12 protein-coding genes and 1 pseudogene are annotated in these 16,067 nt (G+C 44.1%); 11 read left to right on the top strand and 2 right to left on the bottom strand.

Annotated elements, in window-relative coordinates:
- Window positions 1-101 precede the first annotated feature (101 nt).
- Window positions 102-1,022: a M14 family metallopeptidase gene (locus SSED_RS12575; protein WP_012142745.1), complete on the top strand. Its 921-nt coding sequence runs from the start codon at window positions 102-104 to the stop codon at window positions 1,020-1,022.
- Between the two features lie 148 nt (window positions 1,023-1,170).
- Window positions 1,171-1,536: a hypothetical protein gene (locus SSED_RS12570; protein ID WP_041421674.1), complete on the top strand. Its 366-nt coding sequence runs from the start codon at window positions 1,171-1,173 to the stop codon at window positions 1,534-1,536.
- A gap of 115 nt (window positions 1,537-1,651) precedes the next feature.
- Here the strand turns inward: SSED_RS12570 and SSED_RS12565 are convergent, their stop codons facing one another.
- Window positions 1,652-2,938 (bottom strand): acetyl-CoA hydrolase/transferase family protein, encoded by a 1,287-nt coding sequence (locus SSED_RS12565; RefSeq protein WP_012142743.1) that lies wholly within the window; start codon window positions 2,936-2,938, stop codon window positions 1,652-1,654.
- A gap of 545 nt (window positions 2,939-3,483) precedes the next feature.
- Between SSED_RS12565 and SSED_RS12555 the strand changes: the two genes are divergently transcribed.
- Window positions 3,484-3,942, top strand: a complete 459-nt coding sequence (locus SSED_RS12555) for a DUF4442 domain-containing protein (protein WP_012142741.1) — start codon at window positions 3,484-3,486, stop codon at window positions 3,940-3,942.
- Window positions 3,943-3,985: 43 nt separating this feature from the next.
- On the opposite strand, the pseudogene SSED_RS24610 reads toward SSED_RS12555, so the two are convergent.
- Window positions 3,986-4,129 (bottom strand): annotated as a pseudogene (locus SSED_RS24610) (DMT family transporter); the annotation flags it as partial.
- Window positions 4,130-4,285: 156 nt separating this feature from the next.
- Here SSED_RS24610 and SSED_RS12550 point away from each other — a divergent pair.
- The 8 genes from SSED_RS12550 (at window position 4,286) to SSED_RS12515 (ending at window position 15,765) form a co-directional block, all read left to right on the top strand.
- Window positions 4,286-4,708 (top strand): VOC family protein, encoded by a 423-nt coding sequence (locus tag SSED_RS12550; RefSeq protein ID WP_012142739.1) that lies wholly within the window; start codon window positions 4,286-4,288, stop codon window positions 4,706-4,708.
- 426 nt (window positions 4,709-5,134) lie between these two features.
- Window positions 5,135-6,181, top strand: a complete 1,047-nt coding sequence (locus tag SSED_RS12545) for a polyamine ABC transporter substrate-binding protein (protein ID WP_190273156.1) — start codon at window positions 5,135-5,137, stop codon at window positions 6,179-6,181.
- A gap of 6 nt (window positions 6,182-6,187) precedes the next feature.
- On the top strand, window positions 6,188-8,641 hold the full coding sequence (locus SSED_RS23655; protein ID WP_012142737.1) for an EAL domain-containing protein: 2,454 nt from the start codon (window positions 6,188-6,190) through the stop codon (window positions 8,639-8,641).
- A gap of 16 nt (window positions 8,642-8,657) precedes the next feature.
- The gene (locus SSED_RS12535) at window positions 8,658-9,263 is read left to right on the top strand and encodes a hypothetical protein (RefSeq protein WP_150104337.1); all 606 of its coding nucleotides are present in this window, start codon (window positions 8,658-8,660) and stop codon (window positions 9,261-9,263) included.
- A gap of 189 nt (window positions 9,264-9,452) precedes the next feature.
- Window positions 9,453-10,841, top strand: coding sequence for a DEAD/DEAH box helicase (locus SSED_RS12530; protein ID WP_012142735.1), 1,389 nt, complete (start codon window positions 9,453-9,455; stop codon window positions 10,839-10,841).
- A gap of 189 nt (window positions 10,842-11,030) precedes the next feature.
- Window positions 11,031-12,245 (top strand): RsmB/NOP family class I SAM-dependent RNA methyltransferase, encoded by a 1,215-nt coding sequence (locus tag SSED_RS12525; protein ID WP_041421673.1) that lies wholly within the window; start codon window positions 11,031-11,033, stop codon window positions 12,243-12,245.
- 369 nt (window positions 12,246-12,614) lie between these two features.
- A complete protein-coding gene (locus SSED_RS12520) occupies window positions 12,615-14,840 on the top strand; it encodes a sensor domain-containing phosphodiesterase (RefSeq protein WP_012142733.1) in 2,226 nt (741 codons plus the stop codon).
- Window positions 14,841-14,997: 157 nt separating this feature from the next.
- Window positions 14,998-15,765 carry a cytochrome b/b6 domain-containing protein gene (locus tag SSED_RS12515; protein WP_012142732.1) on the top strand — a complete coding sequence of 256 codons (768 nt, stop codon included), beginning with the start codon at window positions 14,998-15,000 and terminating at the stop codon, window positions 15,763-15,765.
- The last annotated feature ends 302 nt before the right edge of the window (window positions 15,766-16,067 follow it).

The following is a 16,067-nucleotide window of genomic DNA, read 5'->3' as shown; positions in this document are numbered from 1 at the left end:
ACTGTTTTAATCAAACTTATCTTGTGTCGCCTATTGGCAAACTTTTATTTGCTTGTAACTTCAAGGTATTATAATCGACACCTCTAATCATAAGGCAATATATGAAACAGTCAGACACCTATTCGATCGGCATACCGGGCAATAAATGGGGTGAAGAGGAGAAGAAGCAATGGCTCCTTCAACAAGAGGTCAAACGCTCCTATCAAAAAGAGGTGGTAGCAAAACTGGAGCCTTTGAAGGCTCGTTTCGATGTCGAACAATATGGTGAGCTCTCCTATGATGCGGGCACATACCCGCTGTTTGTCGTCAGAAGTCGTCAATGGGATAGCAACAAGGCGACCATCTTGGTCACCGGAGGCGTTCATGGTTATGAAACCAGCGGTGTTCAGGGGGCCATTCGCTTTCTTGAAACCAAAGCTGAGTCTTATAGCGACCAGTTCAACATTATTGTTGCGCCATGCCTGAGCCCTTGGGGATATGAAACCATTAACCGCTGGAATCCAAGCGCTGTAGACCCTAATCGCTCCTTCTATGAAGATAGCCCATCACAAGAGTCGGCTGCATTGATGCGATATATTGCCACATTCCAACTTAAGCTCACCGCACATATCGACCTTCATGAAACCACTGACACCGACAATAGTGAGTTCAGGCCTGCGTTAGCTGCCCGAGATGGCAGTGTGCATAATAATTGGAACATCCCCGATGGCTTCTACCTTGTGGGTGATACTGAAAACCCGGTTGATGAATTTCAAAAAGCGATTATTGAGGTCGTCGCCCAGGTGACACATATCGCGCCGCCGGATGGGGAGGGTAAACTCATCGGCGTCCCGCTTTCTCAGGAGGGGGTGGTAAATTATGCGACTAAGGCACTGGGTTTATGTATCGGTTTTAGTGACGCGGCCTTTACGACGACAACCGAGGTTTATCCTGACAGCCCTCTGGTCGACGATGAAAACTGTATCCTTGCACAAGTTGCAGCGATAACAGGCGGGTTAGACTTTATCTTAAAGAGAGGCTAACGGTTTTTGCGTTAGGTTTATCAGCTTAGATGGGATGCTCTTGTTGCCTTTTAACTTAAGTACGACAAGATTGAATACTAATCTGGTATTTTGCCGTACTGTCGCTGTACTATTAATTTTTAGGCAAAAATATGTCGGAGGCTACTCTTTGAATCTACGTCATTTAGCACTAAGTTCAGCACTATTAGTGTCACTGTTATGGTTAACCGGGTGCAACTTAGCCAACCATGGCTCATTCGTGACGCAAACATTTGTGGCGAACAATGAAATAGAGGAGCAGGGTCTGACAAATCTTGGGCCTGTAGAAGGTAAAAGTTGTCAAACGGCAGCGCTTTACTTCATCCCACAAGATGACTCGACATCAACGAGCGCAGCGATAGCCGATGCAAAGGGGCAAAGGGAGGGGACACTATTTTTAACCGACGTATCCATAGATGATAAGCTTTGGCTGGAGTTTGGTTATTCGGTGCAATGTATCTTAGTCAGTGCCACTGCCTACGGCGTCGAGCCATAATACTGCCTTAGACTTTCGGTGAGATTATTTAGTTTACTCTGCTGACAGGTTAAATAGCCAGTTGTCGAACGCAACTGGCTTACATCACAAATTACCTCGTAATAGCATTAAGCAATTAAACGCTCAAGCCCCACATATCGAAGGTTTCTCTACAGAGCTGTTCTCTGAAATCTGGATGGGCGATGTCGATCAGCGCTCTGGCTCGCTCTCTCAGAGAGCGTCCACGAAGATTGGCGATGCCATATTCGGTGACGATATAGTGAACATGAGCTCGAGTCGTCACTACGCCTGCGCCGGGTGAAAGGACTGTCGCAATTCTTGAGACCTTGCCGCCAGCTGCGGTGCTCGGCAGTGCGATAACCGAACGCCCGCCCTCAGATAAACCCGCTCCCCGAATAAAGTCCATCTGACCACCTACACCAGAATAGATACGAGTCCCTAAAGAATCTGCACAGATCTGGCCGGAAATATCGACCTGAAGCGCGGAGTTAATTGCCATCACATTCGGATTTTTTCTGATGATAGAGGTGTCATTCACCTGCTCAATATCCATAAATATGACCGAAGGGTTATCGTCAACATAGTCGTAGAGTCGCTGGCTGCCCAATGCAAAGCCTGTCACCAGTTTACCCGGGTGAACTTTCTTCTTACTGTTATTGATCACACCACTTTCGACCAGATTAAGCACTCCATCGGAAAAGAGCTCAGTGTGGACCCCCAGATCTTTATGGCCATTAAGGCAGCTAAGTACCGCATCCGGAATCGCGCCAATCCCCATCTGAAGACAGTCACCGTTTCTGACCAGCTTTGCCACGTTATTACCAATCGCCAGGCTGGTTTCATCGCTGGCAGCGAGTGGGTGCTGGGGCAGAGGAGCACTGGCCTCGTAGACCGCGGCAAACTTGTCGTAATGGATAAAACCATCACCATGGGTACGGGGCATCTGTGGGTTGATATGTGCAATGATCTTTCCGGCCATCTGACAGGCGGCCAGTGTCGCTTCCACCGAAATACCTAAGGAGCACATGCCATGCTTGTCGGGTGGTGAAACCTGAACGATGGCCGTGTCTATCTTCTGTTCGCCCGAGCGAAACAGCTTAGGAACTTCCGAGAGGAAGATGGGGACATAGTCGGCATCCCCTTGCTGTAGCAATAGGCGCGTCGGTAAGCCACCAAAGAAACAGCGGTGGCGCAGGTGCCCTTTGAGTTTCTCATCGCTAAGGGATTCGGCACATTCGGTATGAAGTTGTAACAGGGTGAGATCTTTCTTGGTCAGAGCGTGCTGAGCCAAGGCGTTGAGCAGTAATCTGGGTGTCGCTCCCATGGAGTGGGTCCAGAGGGTCTCGCCGTCCTGGATTAGGGAAACTGCTTCGAGTGCACTCTTACAAATGATAGGAGCCATTAAAGATATCCGTTGATTAAGTTATTGTTTAGGTTCTTCTTTAAATATTTGTTCAACTTGTCGTTTAGATAATGATGGAAAACATAATTTGTTTAGCGTGAATTAAGCGTGGCTAAATTTATTGAGTCGCTCAATTTGAGATACACCATACGGTGAAGTAAAAAAAGAGTCATTGATTAAGATCAGGCTTGCCGATTAATGTCGGTTCCATCATCCCTTGTTGTAACAACTGATTTTGCACTCTGGTAAGCTCTGATTGAGTGAGCGGGGCATAAGTTCGTGGATAGCTCCAGCCATAGCCCCAGCGAAAACCGGAGTGAAATATTTTTAGTACTTTGTATTTCATATGTATTGGTATTTCACTGATATTTTCGTCAAAAACAGTAATAAAATGGAAATAGATTATCGTGTTGTACACTAACAAGCCTTATAGGCCCGATACAAGAACTGTTTATTGCCGTTTTCAAGGCTGAGATAGCGTCTTCAGGGGGTTATACCTATTGGTATTAGCCCCACTCTGGAATGTTAAGATCAAGAGGAAGTAAATGAAGCTAAGCCCAAACTTATTTAAACGATTACTTAATCTTTACCCGCCTTACCTCGGAGCGGGCATTAAAATTACCTATATTAGCCAGGATTGGCGTGAGCTACATGTATCCATGTCTGTGCGTTGGTTTAATCGTAACGCGGTTAATACCCACTTTGGCGGTAGTCTCTACTCCATGGTCGATCCACATCTGATGTTACTTTTGATGCGGCTGCTCGGTGATGGATACTGGGTATGGGACAGTGCAGCAAATATCGAGTTTTTAAAGGCGACCAGAAAAACGGTGCGATGTGTGATCGCAATTTCAGATGACCAATTGGAGCAAATTAAACTTAAAACAGATAGTGGTGAGAAATATTTCCCTTCATTCACTTTAGAGATAAAAGATGAAATGGGTGATGTGATAGCCAAGGTGAATAAGACTCTCTATGTAAAGAAAAAGCCGCACAAGACTTAGAGTCTGGTGCACTTCTACTTTGAGCATGGGCTGGCGTTTATTTGATTAAAAACAGTGAACCCAACAGGAGCCTGAAAAAAGTGATCTGCTCGGCGGGCAGGGCTGCATATTTAGCGAATACCCCTATAGTGCCCATCATGATTGCCGACAACAGTGCCAATAAGATGTATACCGCTTGAGATTGCATCGCACAGTCCTAAATATCACAGGTGTAGTGTGTGATTCATTTCGTCAAAGGTTCAATGGCTAATCATTATGGATATAGGGAAGCGGTTTAACAAACCTTTTTAAAATCCCGCAAGTACAGTTATTATCATGTCGGAAGAATTTCACAGGGTGACAGATGAAACAATCAATTATTCATATCGCATTGGTGGTCAAAGACTATGATGAAGCCATCGATTTCTACGTCAACAAGCTGAAGTTTGAGTTAGTCGAAGACACCTATCAAGCTGAGCAAGATAAACGTTGGGTGGTTGTCTCTCCTCCTGGCTCAAACGGTGTGACCTTGCTGTTAGCGCGAGCTTCTAAAGCGGAGCAGGAAGACTTTATCGGTAACCAAACTGGTGGCAGAGTGTTCCTTTTTCTCAATACCGATGATTTTTGGCGGGATTATCATCGAATGTGTGCCGAAGGGATCCGGTTTATCAGACCGCCCAAAGAGGAGGGCTATGGCACCGTTGCCGTGTTTGAAGATCTATATGGCAACCTTTGGGATCTACTGCAGATGAATGACAGTCATCCCATGGTCATGAGAATGTCATAATCTTGCTTGACCAGGGCCAAAAATTCAGGGCTTTATTTGAACAATTATCGCCTTTTGAGATATCTGTACCGCATTGGAATTCATTCCAAAACTGGAGGGGGGGGGGAGTTTAGCTGGAAATTTGAGACTTGAGTCCTAGTTCTTGAGAGTAGACAGTGATTACAGGTGTACCTTTTGATTGTATTCTAGTAATTTGAGTAGTGAAGGGCGGGGGGAGATTTTGTAGATAAAAATCTTCGATTGTCGTTCACTTAGACATGGACTTAGCCCTTGAATTATTAGCCTTTGAATATGAAATATCTAAGGCTTTCATGTAAAGAGCGATGATATTCAATACGTTATAGAACAATCAACTTATGGATTAAACGATAAGAGTGTCTATAATGAGTATGGTAAATGGATTTAATACCAAGGATGAGCATACTTTTGAGATTTAATCTTACTCTGTGTGTAGCAGTGATTCTTCTCTCTTTGTTTACTCAGGCTTCCCATGGCGCTGAGAGAACGCTGACGATTCTCAATTGGAGCGAATATCTGGATCCGGACCTTGTTCTTCGTTTTGAACAAGAATATCAGGTTAAAATCTCCGAAATTTATTATGGCTCAGATGAGCAACGCTCAGATCTTCTACTACAAAATAACGCCGATGGTTACGACCTCATTCTCTCTTCGGGTGTCGATCTGCAAAGTTATATTAATCGTGGCTGGATTGCCAAGCTAGAAACCGACAAACTCCTTTTTCTTGAGCAATTGAGCCCTAAATGGAGAAGCGCATTTCCCGGGGCGGTGGAATATGCCATTCCTTATTTTTGGGGAACCGTAGGTATCGTCTATCGCCATGATGTCATCAAAGAGCCTATCACTCATTGGAAACAGCTATACAGCCCTGCTCCTGACTTAAAAGGCAAGCTCGGTATGATTGACGAGCCTCGCGATTTGATTGGTATGGGGCTTAAATCATTGGGATACTCGGCTAATAGCGAAGTGAGTTTACAGCTCAATGAAGTTGAAGAAGTGCTGCAATCACAAAAGGCTATGGTTAATTCTTATATCTATATGACCCTCGATGAACACTCGCCCATAGTGACCGGGGAGATATTAGCGTCCATGATCTACAACGGTGATGCCCTGATGGTAAAGGAGCACAGCGAAAACCTGACCTTTGTGTTGCCTGAAGAGGGAGGAGCAATTTGGGTTGATTACCTCACCATAGGTGCAAAGGCGAAAGAACCTGACCTGGCCTATGCTTTTCTTAATTTTATTAATCAAGCTGAGCATGCGGCTCAACTCGCTCAATACGTCTATTACGCAACCCCCAATCTGGCGGCCGAAAAACTATTGCCCGATGAGTTTTTGAACGACAAGGTGATCTATCCCGATGCTGATAGCCTTAAAAACTCTGAGTTCTATAAGCCACTATCCGCCAGGAGCCAGCGTAAACGTAACATTATCAGCATAAATGTTTTGCCATAGACGCCTATGAAACTTAAGACAAAGCTACCTCTATTATTGACATCACTGGTTTGCATCCCGCTCATCTTGCTGGGGGCCATGGCTTTTGTTGAACTTAAGAGCGCTGCAGAGAAAAGCAGTGTTACTCAGGTGACTAAGTACCTTGAACAAGTTGTCGCTCAAACGGATCGTCTAGTGAACACGGCACAAGCTAATGTAGAGTTAATTGTGAATGACTCCTTGTTACATAACTATGTGTTGACCGAAAATGAGGATGAGCGCTATACGCTGATGCAGCGTCCTTTGCTGCGGAAATTGAAAAGCATCATGAAGGTATTTCCTCAATACTACGAAATGCGGGTAATACTCCCCGATGGTTACGAAGATCTCCGTTTAACTTCTTATTTTATCGCGAATCTTAAAGATGAAGAGGAGGCGAGTGAGCTATTTATCTCGATGGGGCATGATGAAAATAATAATAAAACACAGCTTCTTACTAACCCGGACAATGACAAATTTAGTCTGTATGTGTCAAAACGGGTAAACATTATTAATAAGGCGGTGGATTCATTTAACGCCGATCCAAAGATGCGGGGCTACTTTGTCATCACAGTTAGCCTGGATGCCATAAACGAAGTGCTTCTTGACTCTCCCTGGAGTGGAGGGCGTTTTATTATTACTGATCAATCGGGGGCCGCAGTTTTACCCTATTCTGCTAAGTCGGCAACCGATATCACCTCCGTTTACCAGGCTTTAAAACAAGATTCAGAGAGGCCATCAAGCTTTAGCGTTCATGAACTCGATGGTGAAAGTTTTTATCACACCAGCATGCCTCTGAAACAGGGGTTATGGTTACATGCCTTGCTTCCCGAGACCATTTTGCTGCAATACAGCAGAGATATGAGTTGGTTAGTGACCATTATTACGCTTTCTACGGTTGCATTTGCGATTCCTCTGTTGATCTTCCTGAGCCATTTCCAAATTATTCGTCCGCTCAATAAGTTGCATCACGCATTTCTGCGTTTGGGTAATAATGTCGAATTGATTCAGGTGAAAACATCGGGTGATGATGAACTTAATGAATTAGGCAAAGAGTTTAACCGGATGAGTCTTAAGCTTTTTAAATCGAATGAGAAAATCCGTGAATTGGCATTTAACGATCCTCTTACCGGATTACCCAACCGGTTTATGTTTACCAAACATCTGAACCTATCTTTGGAATCCGCCAAATGCGATAGGGGACAACTTGCTGTCATGTTTATCGACCTGGATAACTTTAAACATATTAATGACAGCCTAGGGCATCAGTCGGGTGATCAACTTCTGCATGAAATTGGTGACCGCTTGCACCGCAATCTGCGTAGTAAAGATTTCTGTGAGCACTTCAGTGATAGCGATATGGTGGCCAGGCTTGGTGGAGATGAATTTACCGTCTTCCTTGGCGAATTACCGTCGATTAACATCGCCGAGAAAGTCGCAAAACGGATCCTGGAGATAATATCTCAGCCTATCTTGCTTAGCGGTAAGAGCTATTATATCAGCGCCAGTATTGGTATTGCCTGTTATCCACAAAATGGAGTGACGACTCAAGAGTTGATAAAGAATGCTGATATCGCCATGTATCATGCAAAGAAGAAGGGGAAAGGGGGCTACCAGCATTTTTCTGATAACCTGAGCCGTCAAAATGATGAGTTCTCTGTCATAGAGCAAAAAATGCATGAAGCGGTAGAAAATGAACGATTTGAGCTGTATTTCCAACCCATTGTAGATAGCAATACTCACCGTATTGTCTCACTTGAAGCCCTTATCCGTTGGTATGACGTTGAGTTTGGTTTCATTCCACCGGACAAGTTTATTCCCTTAGCCGAGAAAAATGGCTTAATCACGGTAATAGGTGACTGGGTCATTCGTGAAGCATGTCGTCAGCTAAAAATCTGGCAGGATAGTGGAATCGTCGATATTCAACTCGCTATCAATGTCTCGGCGATACAGCTGAATAACCCCAAGTTTGCCCAAGAGTTGTACCAAACTATAAAAAATAGCGGGATAATTCCGGGTACTCTCTATATCGAGCTAACAGAGACAACCATTATCAATGGTGAGCAAGAGATCTTTGTGACATTAGAATGGCTTCGCAGTAAAGGGATCAGGGTTGCCCTGGATGATTTCGGAACCGGCTACTCCTCCTTGAGTTATTTGAGAAACCTTCCCATCGACATTTTAAAAATTGATCAGAGTTTTATTCGTGATATTAACGATAAAAACAACAATGTGATCTTATCCGCCGTTATCGTTATGGCGCATGCGCTTGGCTTTAAAGTGGTAGCCGAAGGGGTAGAGGAGAGAGGACATCTTGCCTTTTTGGTCAAGGAGGGTTGCGATCTACTTCAAGGTTACATGTTTAGTCGACCACAAACTGCAGATGATATTACCAGATTACTGCTTAAGGAAACCAAAGAAGAGGAAAGCAAAACGGGATAGTTTGGGAGCTCGAGACTTGAATCATATTTATTTAGGTCTTAATATTCCGCCCATCGCACATTGCAATCAAGGTTTCACTTTGTACAAGAATATTGCGGGAGTCTTACTCTGCTTAATACTGCTGAGTGGCTGTGTTGCCTACCCGACCACGAGAACCTATTTCAAGCCTGATCTAAACGATGGCCAACTCACACCATCTATGGGTTGTGGCTACCATACAACAAGAGATGATGCGGTTGAGAAAATTGTTGGTGATGTGACTCTCACTGTTATGCCCGAATATGTTTCCGGCGCGAACTTGAAAATTACATTGCTGATCAGAGCAAAATCAAAAGCTGGTGCATTGTTGCCCGAAAATGTATTTGTCAGCTCATCAAATTTTTCATCTAAACTCTATCCGGCTGATATTACTGTCACCGAGCAGGAGCCGAGCGGAGCAATCGACCATTTCAGTCAATGGTATACATTGGTATTTCCGGTTTCGGTCGATGGGATAAAGGAGTTTGAATTAACTATTCCCTGGAATAACTCGAGCACAACTAGGCAAGAGGATGGGGTGTTAAATTTCAGTTTTGAGAAAGTCGAAGTTGCAGATTTTTATTATAACTCGATAAACTGTTAGCACTTTTAAAAGCGCTGAATGGAGTTTGTGTTGTGATAAGCCTGTTGTAATAGACTTGCTGTGATGAGTCTTTGATAACTTGCTCCTTGTTCTTCTGTTATAATCACCCCCTATTTTTCTGTTAGTGCCTTTTGATTTTTGTCTATCGGCCTTTTCAGCTAATTATCAATCATCACTCTGAGACTTTACATGTCATTTTCTACACTCGGATTAAGCGCTCCTATCTTAAATGCTATTAGCGAACTGGGCTATCTGACGCCTACGCCTATTCAGGCTGAAGCCATTCCGCTGGCGCTTAAAGGCAAAAACCTAATTGCTGCTGCGCAAACGGGTAGTGGTAAGACAGCCACTTTTGTGTTGCCAATCCTTGAGATGTTGGCCCGTAGTGAAACGCAACGTAAAAAACGTGCTCGTGCGCTTATACTTACACCGACCAGAGAACTCGCGGTGCAGGTTTGTAAGAGCATTGAGGTGTACGGTAAAAATCTTAATCTTAAATCCATAGCCATCTATGGTGGTGTCGATTATGCGCCGCAAAAACAGGCGTTAATTGATGGTGTCGACATCGTTGTTGCAACACCTGGCCGTCTACGGGACTTGTATACCCAGCGCGCGATCCACTTCGATGAGATTGAGATGTTAGTGCTCGATGAAGCTGACAGAATGCTGGATATGGGTTTTATCGAAGATATCACTAAGATTATCGATACACTGCCTGAAGAGAGACAAAATTTACTGTTTTCAGCCACACTTTCCAGACAGGTAAGAGAACTGGCTAAAGACACGGTTTCCAATGCGATCCAGCTCTCCTTTAATAAAGAGCGTGCAGGTAAGCCAAATATTGACCAGTGGCTCATTACTGTTGATAAAGATAAGAAGTCGGCGCTGTTAAGCCACCTAATCAATGAAAATAACTGGCAGCAGGCACTCATTTTTATCGAAACCAAACATGGTGCCGGTAAATTAGTGAGCCAGCTTGAGAAGCGTGGCATTGAGGCTGAATGTATTCACAGCGGTCGTACACAGGCCATTCGTGAGAAAATATTAGCCGACTTTAAAACAGGTAAGATCAAGTATTTAATTTCGACTGGAGTATCTGCACGCGGTATCGACATCGACGTACTACCGCTGGTGATCAACTATGATCTGCCTTTCCCTGCCGACGAATACGTACATCGTATTGGCCGTACGGGACGTGCGGGTGCTGCGGGTGAAGCTATCTCTTTGGTGTCGAAAGACGATTTTAAAAATCTGTGCATGATTGAAAGGCGTCTAGATCATTTGATTGAAAGAAAGGTGGTTGAAGGTTTTGAGCCGCGTAAAGTAGTGCCGGTTTCTGTTTTGAACTTCGAGCCTAAAAATAAGCCTGTTAGAGATGCTGCGTCTAAAGAGGAGCGCGGACACTCTAAATCATCAAAGCCTGCTTATTCTAAGCGTGACTCTTCAAAATCAAATTCTTCAAAAAGTAGGTCTTTAAAAGATAGCTCTTCAAAAAATCGGTCTTCAAGCAATAATCGTTCAGATAACAAAGAAAGCTCAGCAGATAACAAGCTTCCGCTTAACCCTTGGAACCGTTAGCTGATTTGATTTCAAATGTGTCCGCTCATTTTTGGACGGACCTGATGATGAAAAAAGCGATCTAAGGGTCGCTTTTGTATTATATCGTCACTTAATCTCCTTTGGGAGGCGAGAGTTTACTTGCGTATTGCTTGCTTAACTCCTATGATCCACACGTTTTTATTTCATGCATCTACAACAGGCAACTTCATGCTTAACTCTCCGCTTTCACCTAGCTCGACAGAATTGGTTATTAGTGTATTAGATATGGTCTTATCTGAAGGTAAACCTTTAGACAGAGCCTATTCGGTACACTTTTCAGGCCTACAACTTGCGCCATCAGAACAGGCCCGTATCACCAAGGTTGCCGGAGATATCTTACGTAGATTGAACTTGTACTGTTTCCTGTCCGATGTGAAACCCGAAGAGATGTCTCGTCTGGGTACGCGTTTGATAAATGCATGGCACCTGTTTCATGAGCTTGAACTTCCTAAGCTGCAATATTCTCTGCCACTTGTTGAAGCCGAATATTTTGCTCGTCTCGAAGAGGCTAAGAAGCAACCGGCACTTTGGGATGGTTGTCCCGAGTGGCTCGATGAGATGGGTCAATCACAGCTTGGTGAAGCTTGGGCCAAAGAGCGTGCGGCATTAAATACGCAACCTAAGCGTTTTATTCGTACTAACTTATTAAAGTGTACCCGTGAAGAGTTAGCCAAAAAATTACGCAACGAGCAGGTTCAAACCCAGGAAGTTGAAGGCGTAGATACCGCGTTGGAGGTCACTTCTGACTCCGCCCTGTTCCGTACCGAAAGCTTTAAAAAGGGTTGGTTTGAACAGCAAGATGCTGGCTCTCAGTTGGTTGCTGCCGCTGTCGATGCAAAACCGGGTATGCGTGTTATCGATGCCTGCGCCGGAGCGGGTGGTAAAACATTATCAATCGCATCTCAAATGAAAGGCAAGGGCCGCTTATTAGCGATGGATGTAGAACAGTGGAAGCTCGATAGCCTCAAGCAACGTGCACGACGTGCTAATGCCGATAATATCGAGACACGTATCATTGCCAGCAGCAAGACGATTAAGCGCCTTAAACTCAGTGCCGACAGAGTTCTGCTCGATGTACCTTGTTCGGGACTGGGTGTACTTAAACGTAACCCGGATGCTAAGTGGCGTGATACGCCGGAGCGTCTGCCAGTTTTGGTTGAGCTACAAAAGCATATCTTGCAAAGCTACAGTCGTATGGTGAAAGTTGGCGGCATGTTGGTCTACGCAACATGTTCAATTATGCCGGAAGAAAACCGTAACCAGGTAGATGCTTTTCTTGCTGAAAATGATCATTTTAAGTTTATCGAAGATGAGACTATTAGTGTTGCGGATTCAGGTTTCGATGGTTTTTACTTAGCCAAACTTGAGCGTATTGCTGAATAGCTTAAGTCTCAATGTTAACCAGCAGAGTCTACATTCTGCTGGTTAAATCATATTTTTCTGTATAAACCATATCTGTATAAACCAGAGCAATCTCATCACGCAGAATCACAGTACAGCCCACTACTTCTCTCCTGAATAATACCGATTTGTATAAATACCGTTATGGCCAGAACAAAGATTATTTGTCACCTAAGATATTGTTTTGGATTTCTGTTGCTAAATTGTGTCGGCAATTATCTTGACAAGTTGACTAGACAAGAAGCCATCAATTTAACCTAAATCTCTTATTTACATAGAGTTTATGATTAGTATATCCTAATTGGTGTCGTAGGATTTTTAAGGATAGAAATCCGTCATTCAGGGGGCTGTATGAGCCTAAGTTATGAATCAATAATACCCGTTATTCCGAGCCTAACCGATTCTAATGTCAGTATAAAACGCTACGGCGCCATACTGACCATGCTGTTAGATGGCTCTCCTCTCGAAGAGATTCTTATCGCTCTGGTTCTTCACATTGAAGAGGAGAAGCTGGGCACGAAAGGCTCTGTACTGCTATTGAGCGATGACGGTAAACGTCTTCTCAATGGTGCGGCTCCAAATCTTCCCGATGATTATAATCAAGCGATTCATGGTATTGAGATCGGTGATGGTGTCGGCTCTTGCGGCACTGCGGCATCTACCGGTCAAAGGGTTATCGTCGAAGATGTCGAGACTCACCCCTTTTGGGAGGTCTTTAAAGCATTGCCTCTGGCAGCGGGTCTTAACGCTTGTTGGTCTGAGCCTATCAAGGGCAGTCAGGGAAAAGTGCTGGGTACGTTTGCCATGTACTATGACACCATTAAGTCTCCTACTGAGAAAGACCTGTTACTCATTTCGGAAGCGGCCAGACTTGCTAGCTTGGCCATCGAGCGAAGCAGGGCGCTTCAGTTCGAGCGGTTAACGGGAAATATCTTCAACCATCTCCCCTTGGGGCTGGTGATCACCGATCTGCACTGGACTGTTCTGAATGCCAACCCGGCATTTTATGCGATAACTGAGCTTACTTCGGGCCTTGAAACCAAATTTGACCCGGTACAGTTTTTTAAACGATCGGGGGAAGATACACTCGATAGTATGCTTGCCAGCCTGGCTACCAAAGAAGCCTGGCAGGGAGAGCTCGTTGGCACCAGAGCGTCAGGTGAGAGTTTCTATCTGGAAGTGACAGTGAACATGTTTAAAGAGCGCGGTTCACAAGAGCTATGTTACTCGTGGTTATTCAGTGATATTACCGAACGTAAACGCGCCTCAGCCCTAATCGATTATCAAGCAAATTATGATTCATTGACGCAACTGGCCAACCGTAACTATCTGTTTAAAATTGTTCAAGCCGAAATAGAGTCCGATAGCTTAAGTCCGGGCTTTGGTTTTATGTTGATGGATCTTGATAATTTCAAGCAGATCAACGACACCTTAGGCCATGATAAGGGTGATCAACTTCTTGTCGAGGTGGCAAAACGAATCGAATCCAGTACTAAAGGTAGGGCCTTGGTTGCTCGATTAGGAGGTGATGAATTTGCGCTTTTCCTGCCTGGTATGGTCAAAGAGAGCGATCTTGTCCGGCAGGCACATGCAATCAATGACTCGGTTGTTTTGCCCTATCTGTTGGGCCAGGACAAGCGTGTATTAACCAGTATCAGTATCGGTATTGCCAGATTTCCAGAAGATGCCATGAACCTTGAACAGGTACTCAATTGTGCCGATCAGGCGATGTATATCTCGAAGAGTGAGGGACGAAACTGTTTTCACTTCTTTACTCAGCAGATGCAACTTGATGCAGAACTAACGGCCAAACTACATAACGACCTAAAATTTGCACTGGAGACTAATGCATTCGAACTCTACTATCAGCCGATTGTCTGTCTGGAAGAGAATAAAATAGTTCGAGCAGAGGTGTTATTAAGGTGGAAGCATGAAGGGGCTTTCATCTCCCCTGAAGTGTTCATCCCCGTCGCCGAAAGCAGTGGATTGATCGTCGAGTTGGGTCACTGGGTTCGTAAAGAAGCCATGGCTTCTCTGCTGGAGTTTAAGCGTAAAGGGATAGAGATCGGTCTGTCGATCAATGTTTCTATGTACGAGTTTTGGTCCCACGCTTTACAAGATTGTCTTGTCACCTCGATTAATGATATCGCCGTGGATTTAACCACGGATAGTTTCCCTTTCGATGGTATTACTTTGGAGATCACCGAGTCGCTCTTGATGAAGCAGCATCAGCATCTCATCGATGCACTCCAGAAGCTGAGAGATATGGGGATAGAAATTGCGGTCGATGATTTTGGTACGGGTTACTCCTCCTTATCTTATTTGAGTCATTTCCCAGTCGATCACATCAAGATAGATAAATGTTTTATTCAAGAGTCCGGCTCTTCGGTGAAACAACAAGCTTTGGTAAAGGCTATCACCACATTGAGCCATGCGCTGGATCTACACGTGATTGCGGAGGGGGTAGAAACTGAAGAGGAGCTTCAGTTTGTTCGATCTGCAGATATCGAGGCCGTTCAGGGCTATTACTTCTATAAACCTATGCCTAAACAGAACTTGCTGACTTTGCTGGAGTAATGCATTTTACCGCGTTAGGCTTGGCATATCTTTCATTAATAATCTTCATAAATACATTATTTTTAAGTGATTTCTTCATTAATGAAGATTAACTGAAATTAGTACAGAACAACGTAAGCTAAGACTGATATCACATTTTGCTTATTGGGGAATAGCGATGAAAAACCATAACAGTGACAAGAGCAATAACAAAAGAGATAACAACGCTGAAAAGGTCACAACTTACCAAGTCTGGGACAGGCCGAGTCGATTCTTTCACTGGGTGAATGTATTACTGGTGTTAAGCTTAGTTTTTGTCGGTTTGATCATGTTGTTTCGTAAAGATCTGGGCATAGATGCGCTTGAGGCCAAGATTAAACTGAAAGAGTTACATGTCATCATAGGTTACCTGTTCGCGGCTAATTTGTTGGTACGGATTATCTGGGGATTCATTGGGAATCGTTATGCTAAATTCTCTCATAACATACCCAACATTCGCGCCATCAAACAATACAGAACGGCACTTAAAGATGGTCAAAATCCACAGTATGTAGGACACAATCCTTTAGGTAAGCTTGCTGTTGCGACCATAATGTTGACGCTGACCTTGATCATGGCAACAGGCCTGTTCAGGGCCGGTACCGATATCTATTATCCTCCTTTCGGCTCCGCAATCACTCAGTATATTGCGGCCGATGGCGTCGATGCGACGTTAATTAAACCTTACGATGAGACTGGAGTAGATAAGAGTAAGCTTGCAGAGATGAAACCTGTTAAGAGTATCGCAGGTAAGGTTCATCTCTATAGTGTTTACTTTTTAATGCTCTTGATTGGGCTTCATGTTGCCGCCGTTATACAAGCAGAACGCCGTCATCAACCCGGGATAATCTCAGCGATGTTTTCCGGGAAGAAGCGTATAAAAGGAACTGTTGAGAATGAAGACTAGTAGTACCAGTTTCTGACTCAGCCATTTTACCGGCTATAGATTCGAATACAGTACTTGAGCCACCCTTTGGGGTGGCTTTTCATTTAGAGGCTTCATTTCTATCTTCTCTTCTAGGCTGCAGGTGATTGTTTTAATGGAAGCTAAGTGCATCTTTTTCTTTTGGTGCAGGTTATATCTCAAATATTGATTAAAATAACCTGTAGTCCTTGAAAATCAATGTTATAGTTCTCCCTTTCGGTTTAATTTTAATGGCCCATTCACTATTTGGCCGTATCTATTAAGTCATAAATAGTCATCAAGAT

The organism is Shewanella sediminis HAW-EB3 (assembly GCF_000018025.1).
In the GTDB taxonomy this organism is placed as follows: domain Bacteria; phylum Pseudomonadota; class Gammaproteobacteria; order Enterobacterales; family Shewanellaceae; genus Shewanella; species Shewanella sediminis.
Note: the sequence above shows the minus strand (reverse complement) of the source record. Positions and strands in the feature narration are given on the sequence as shown.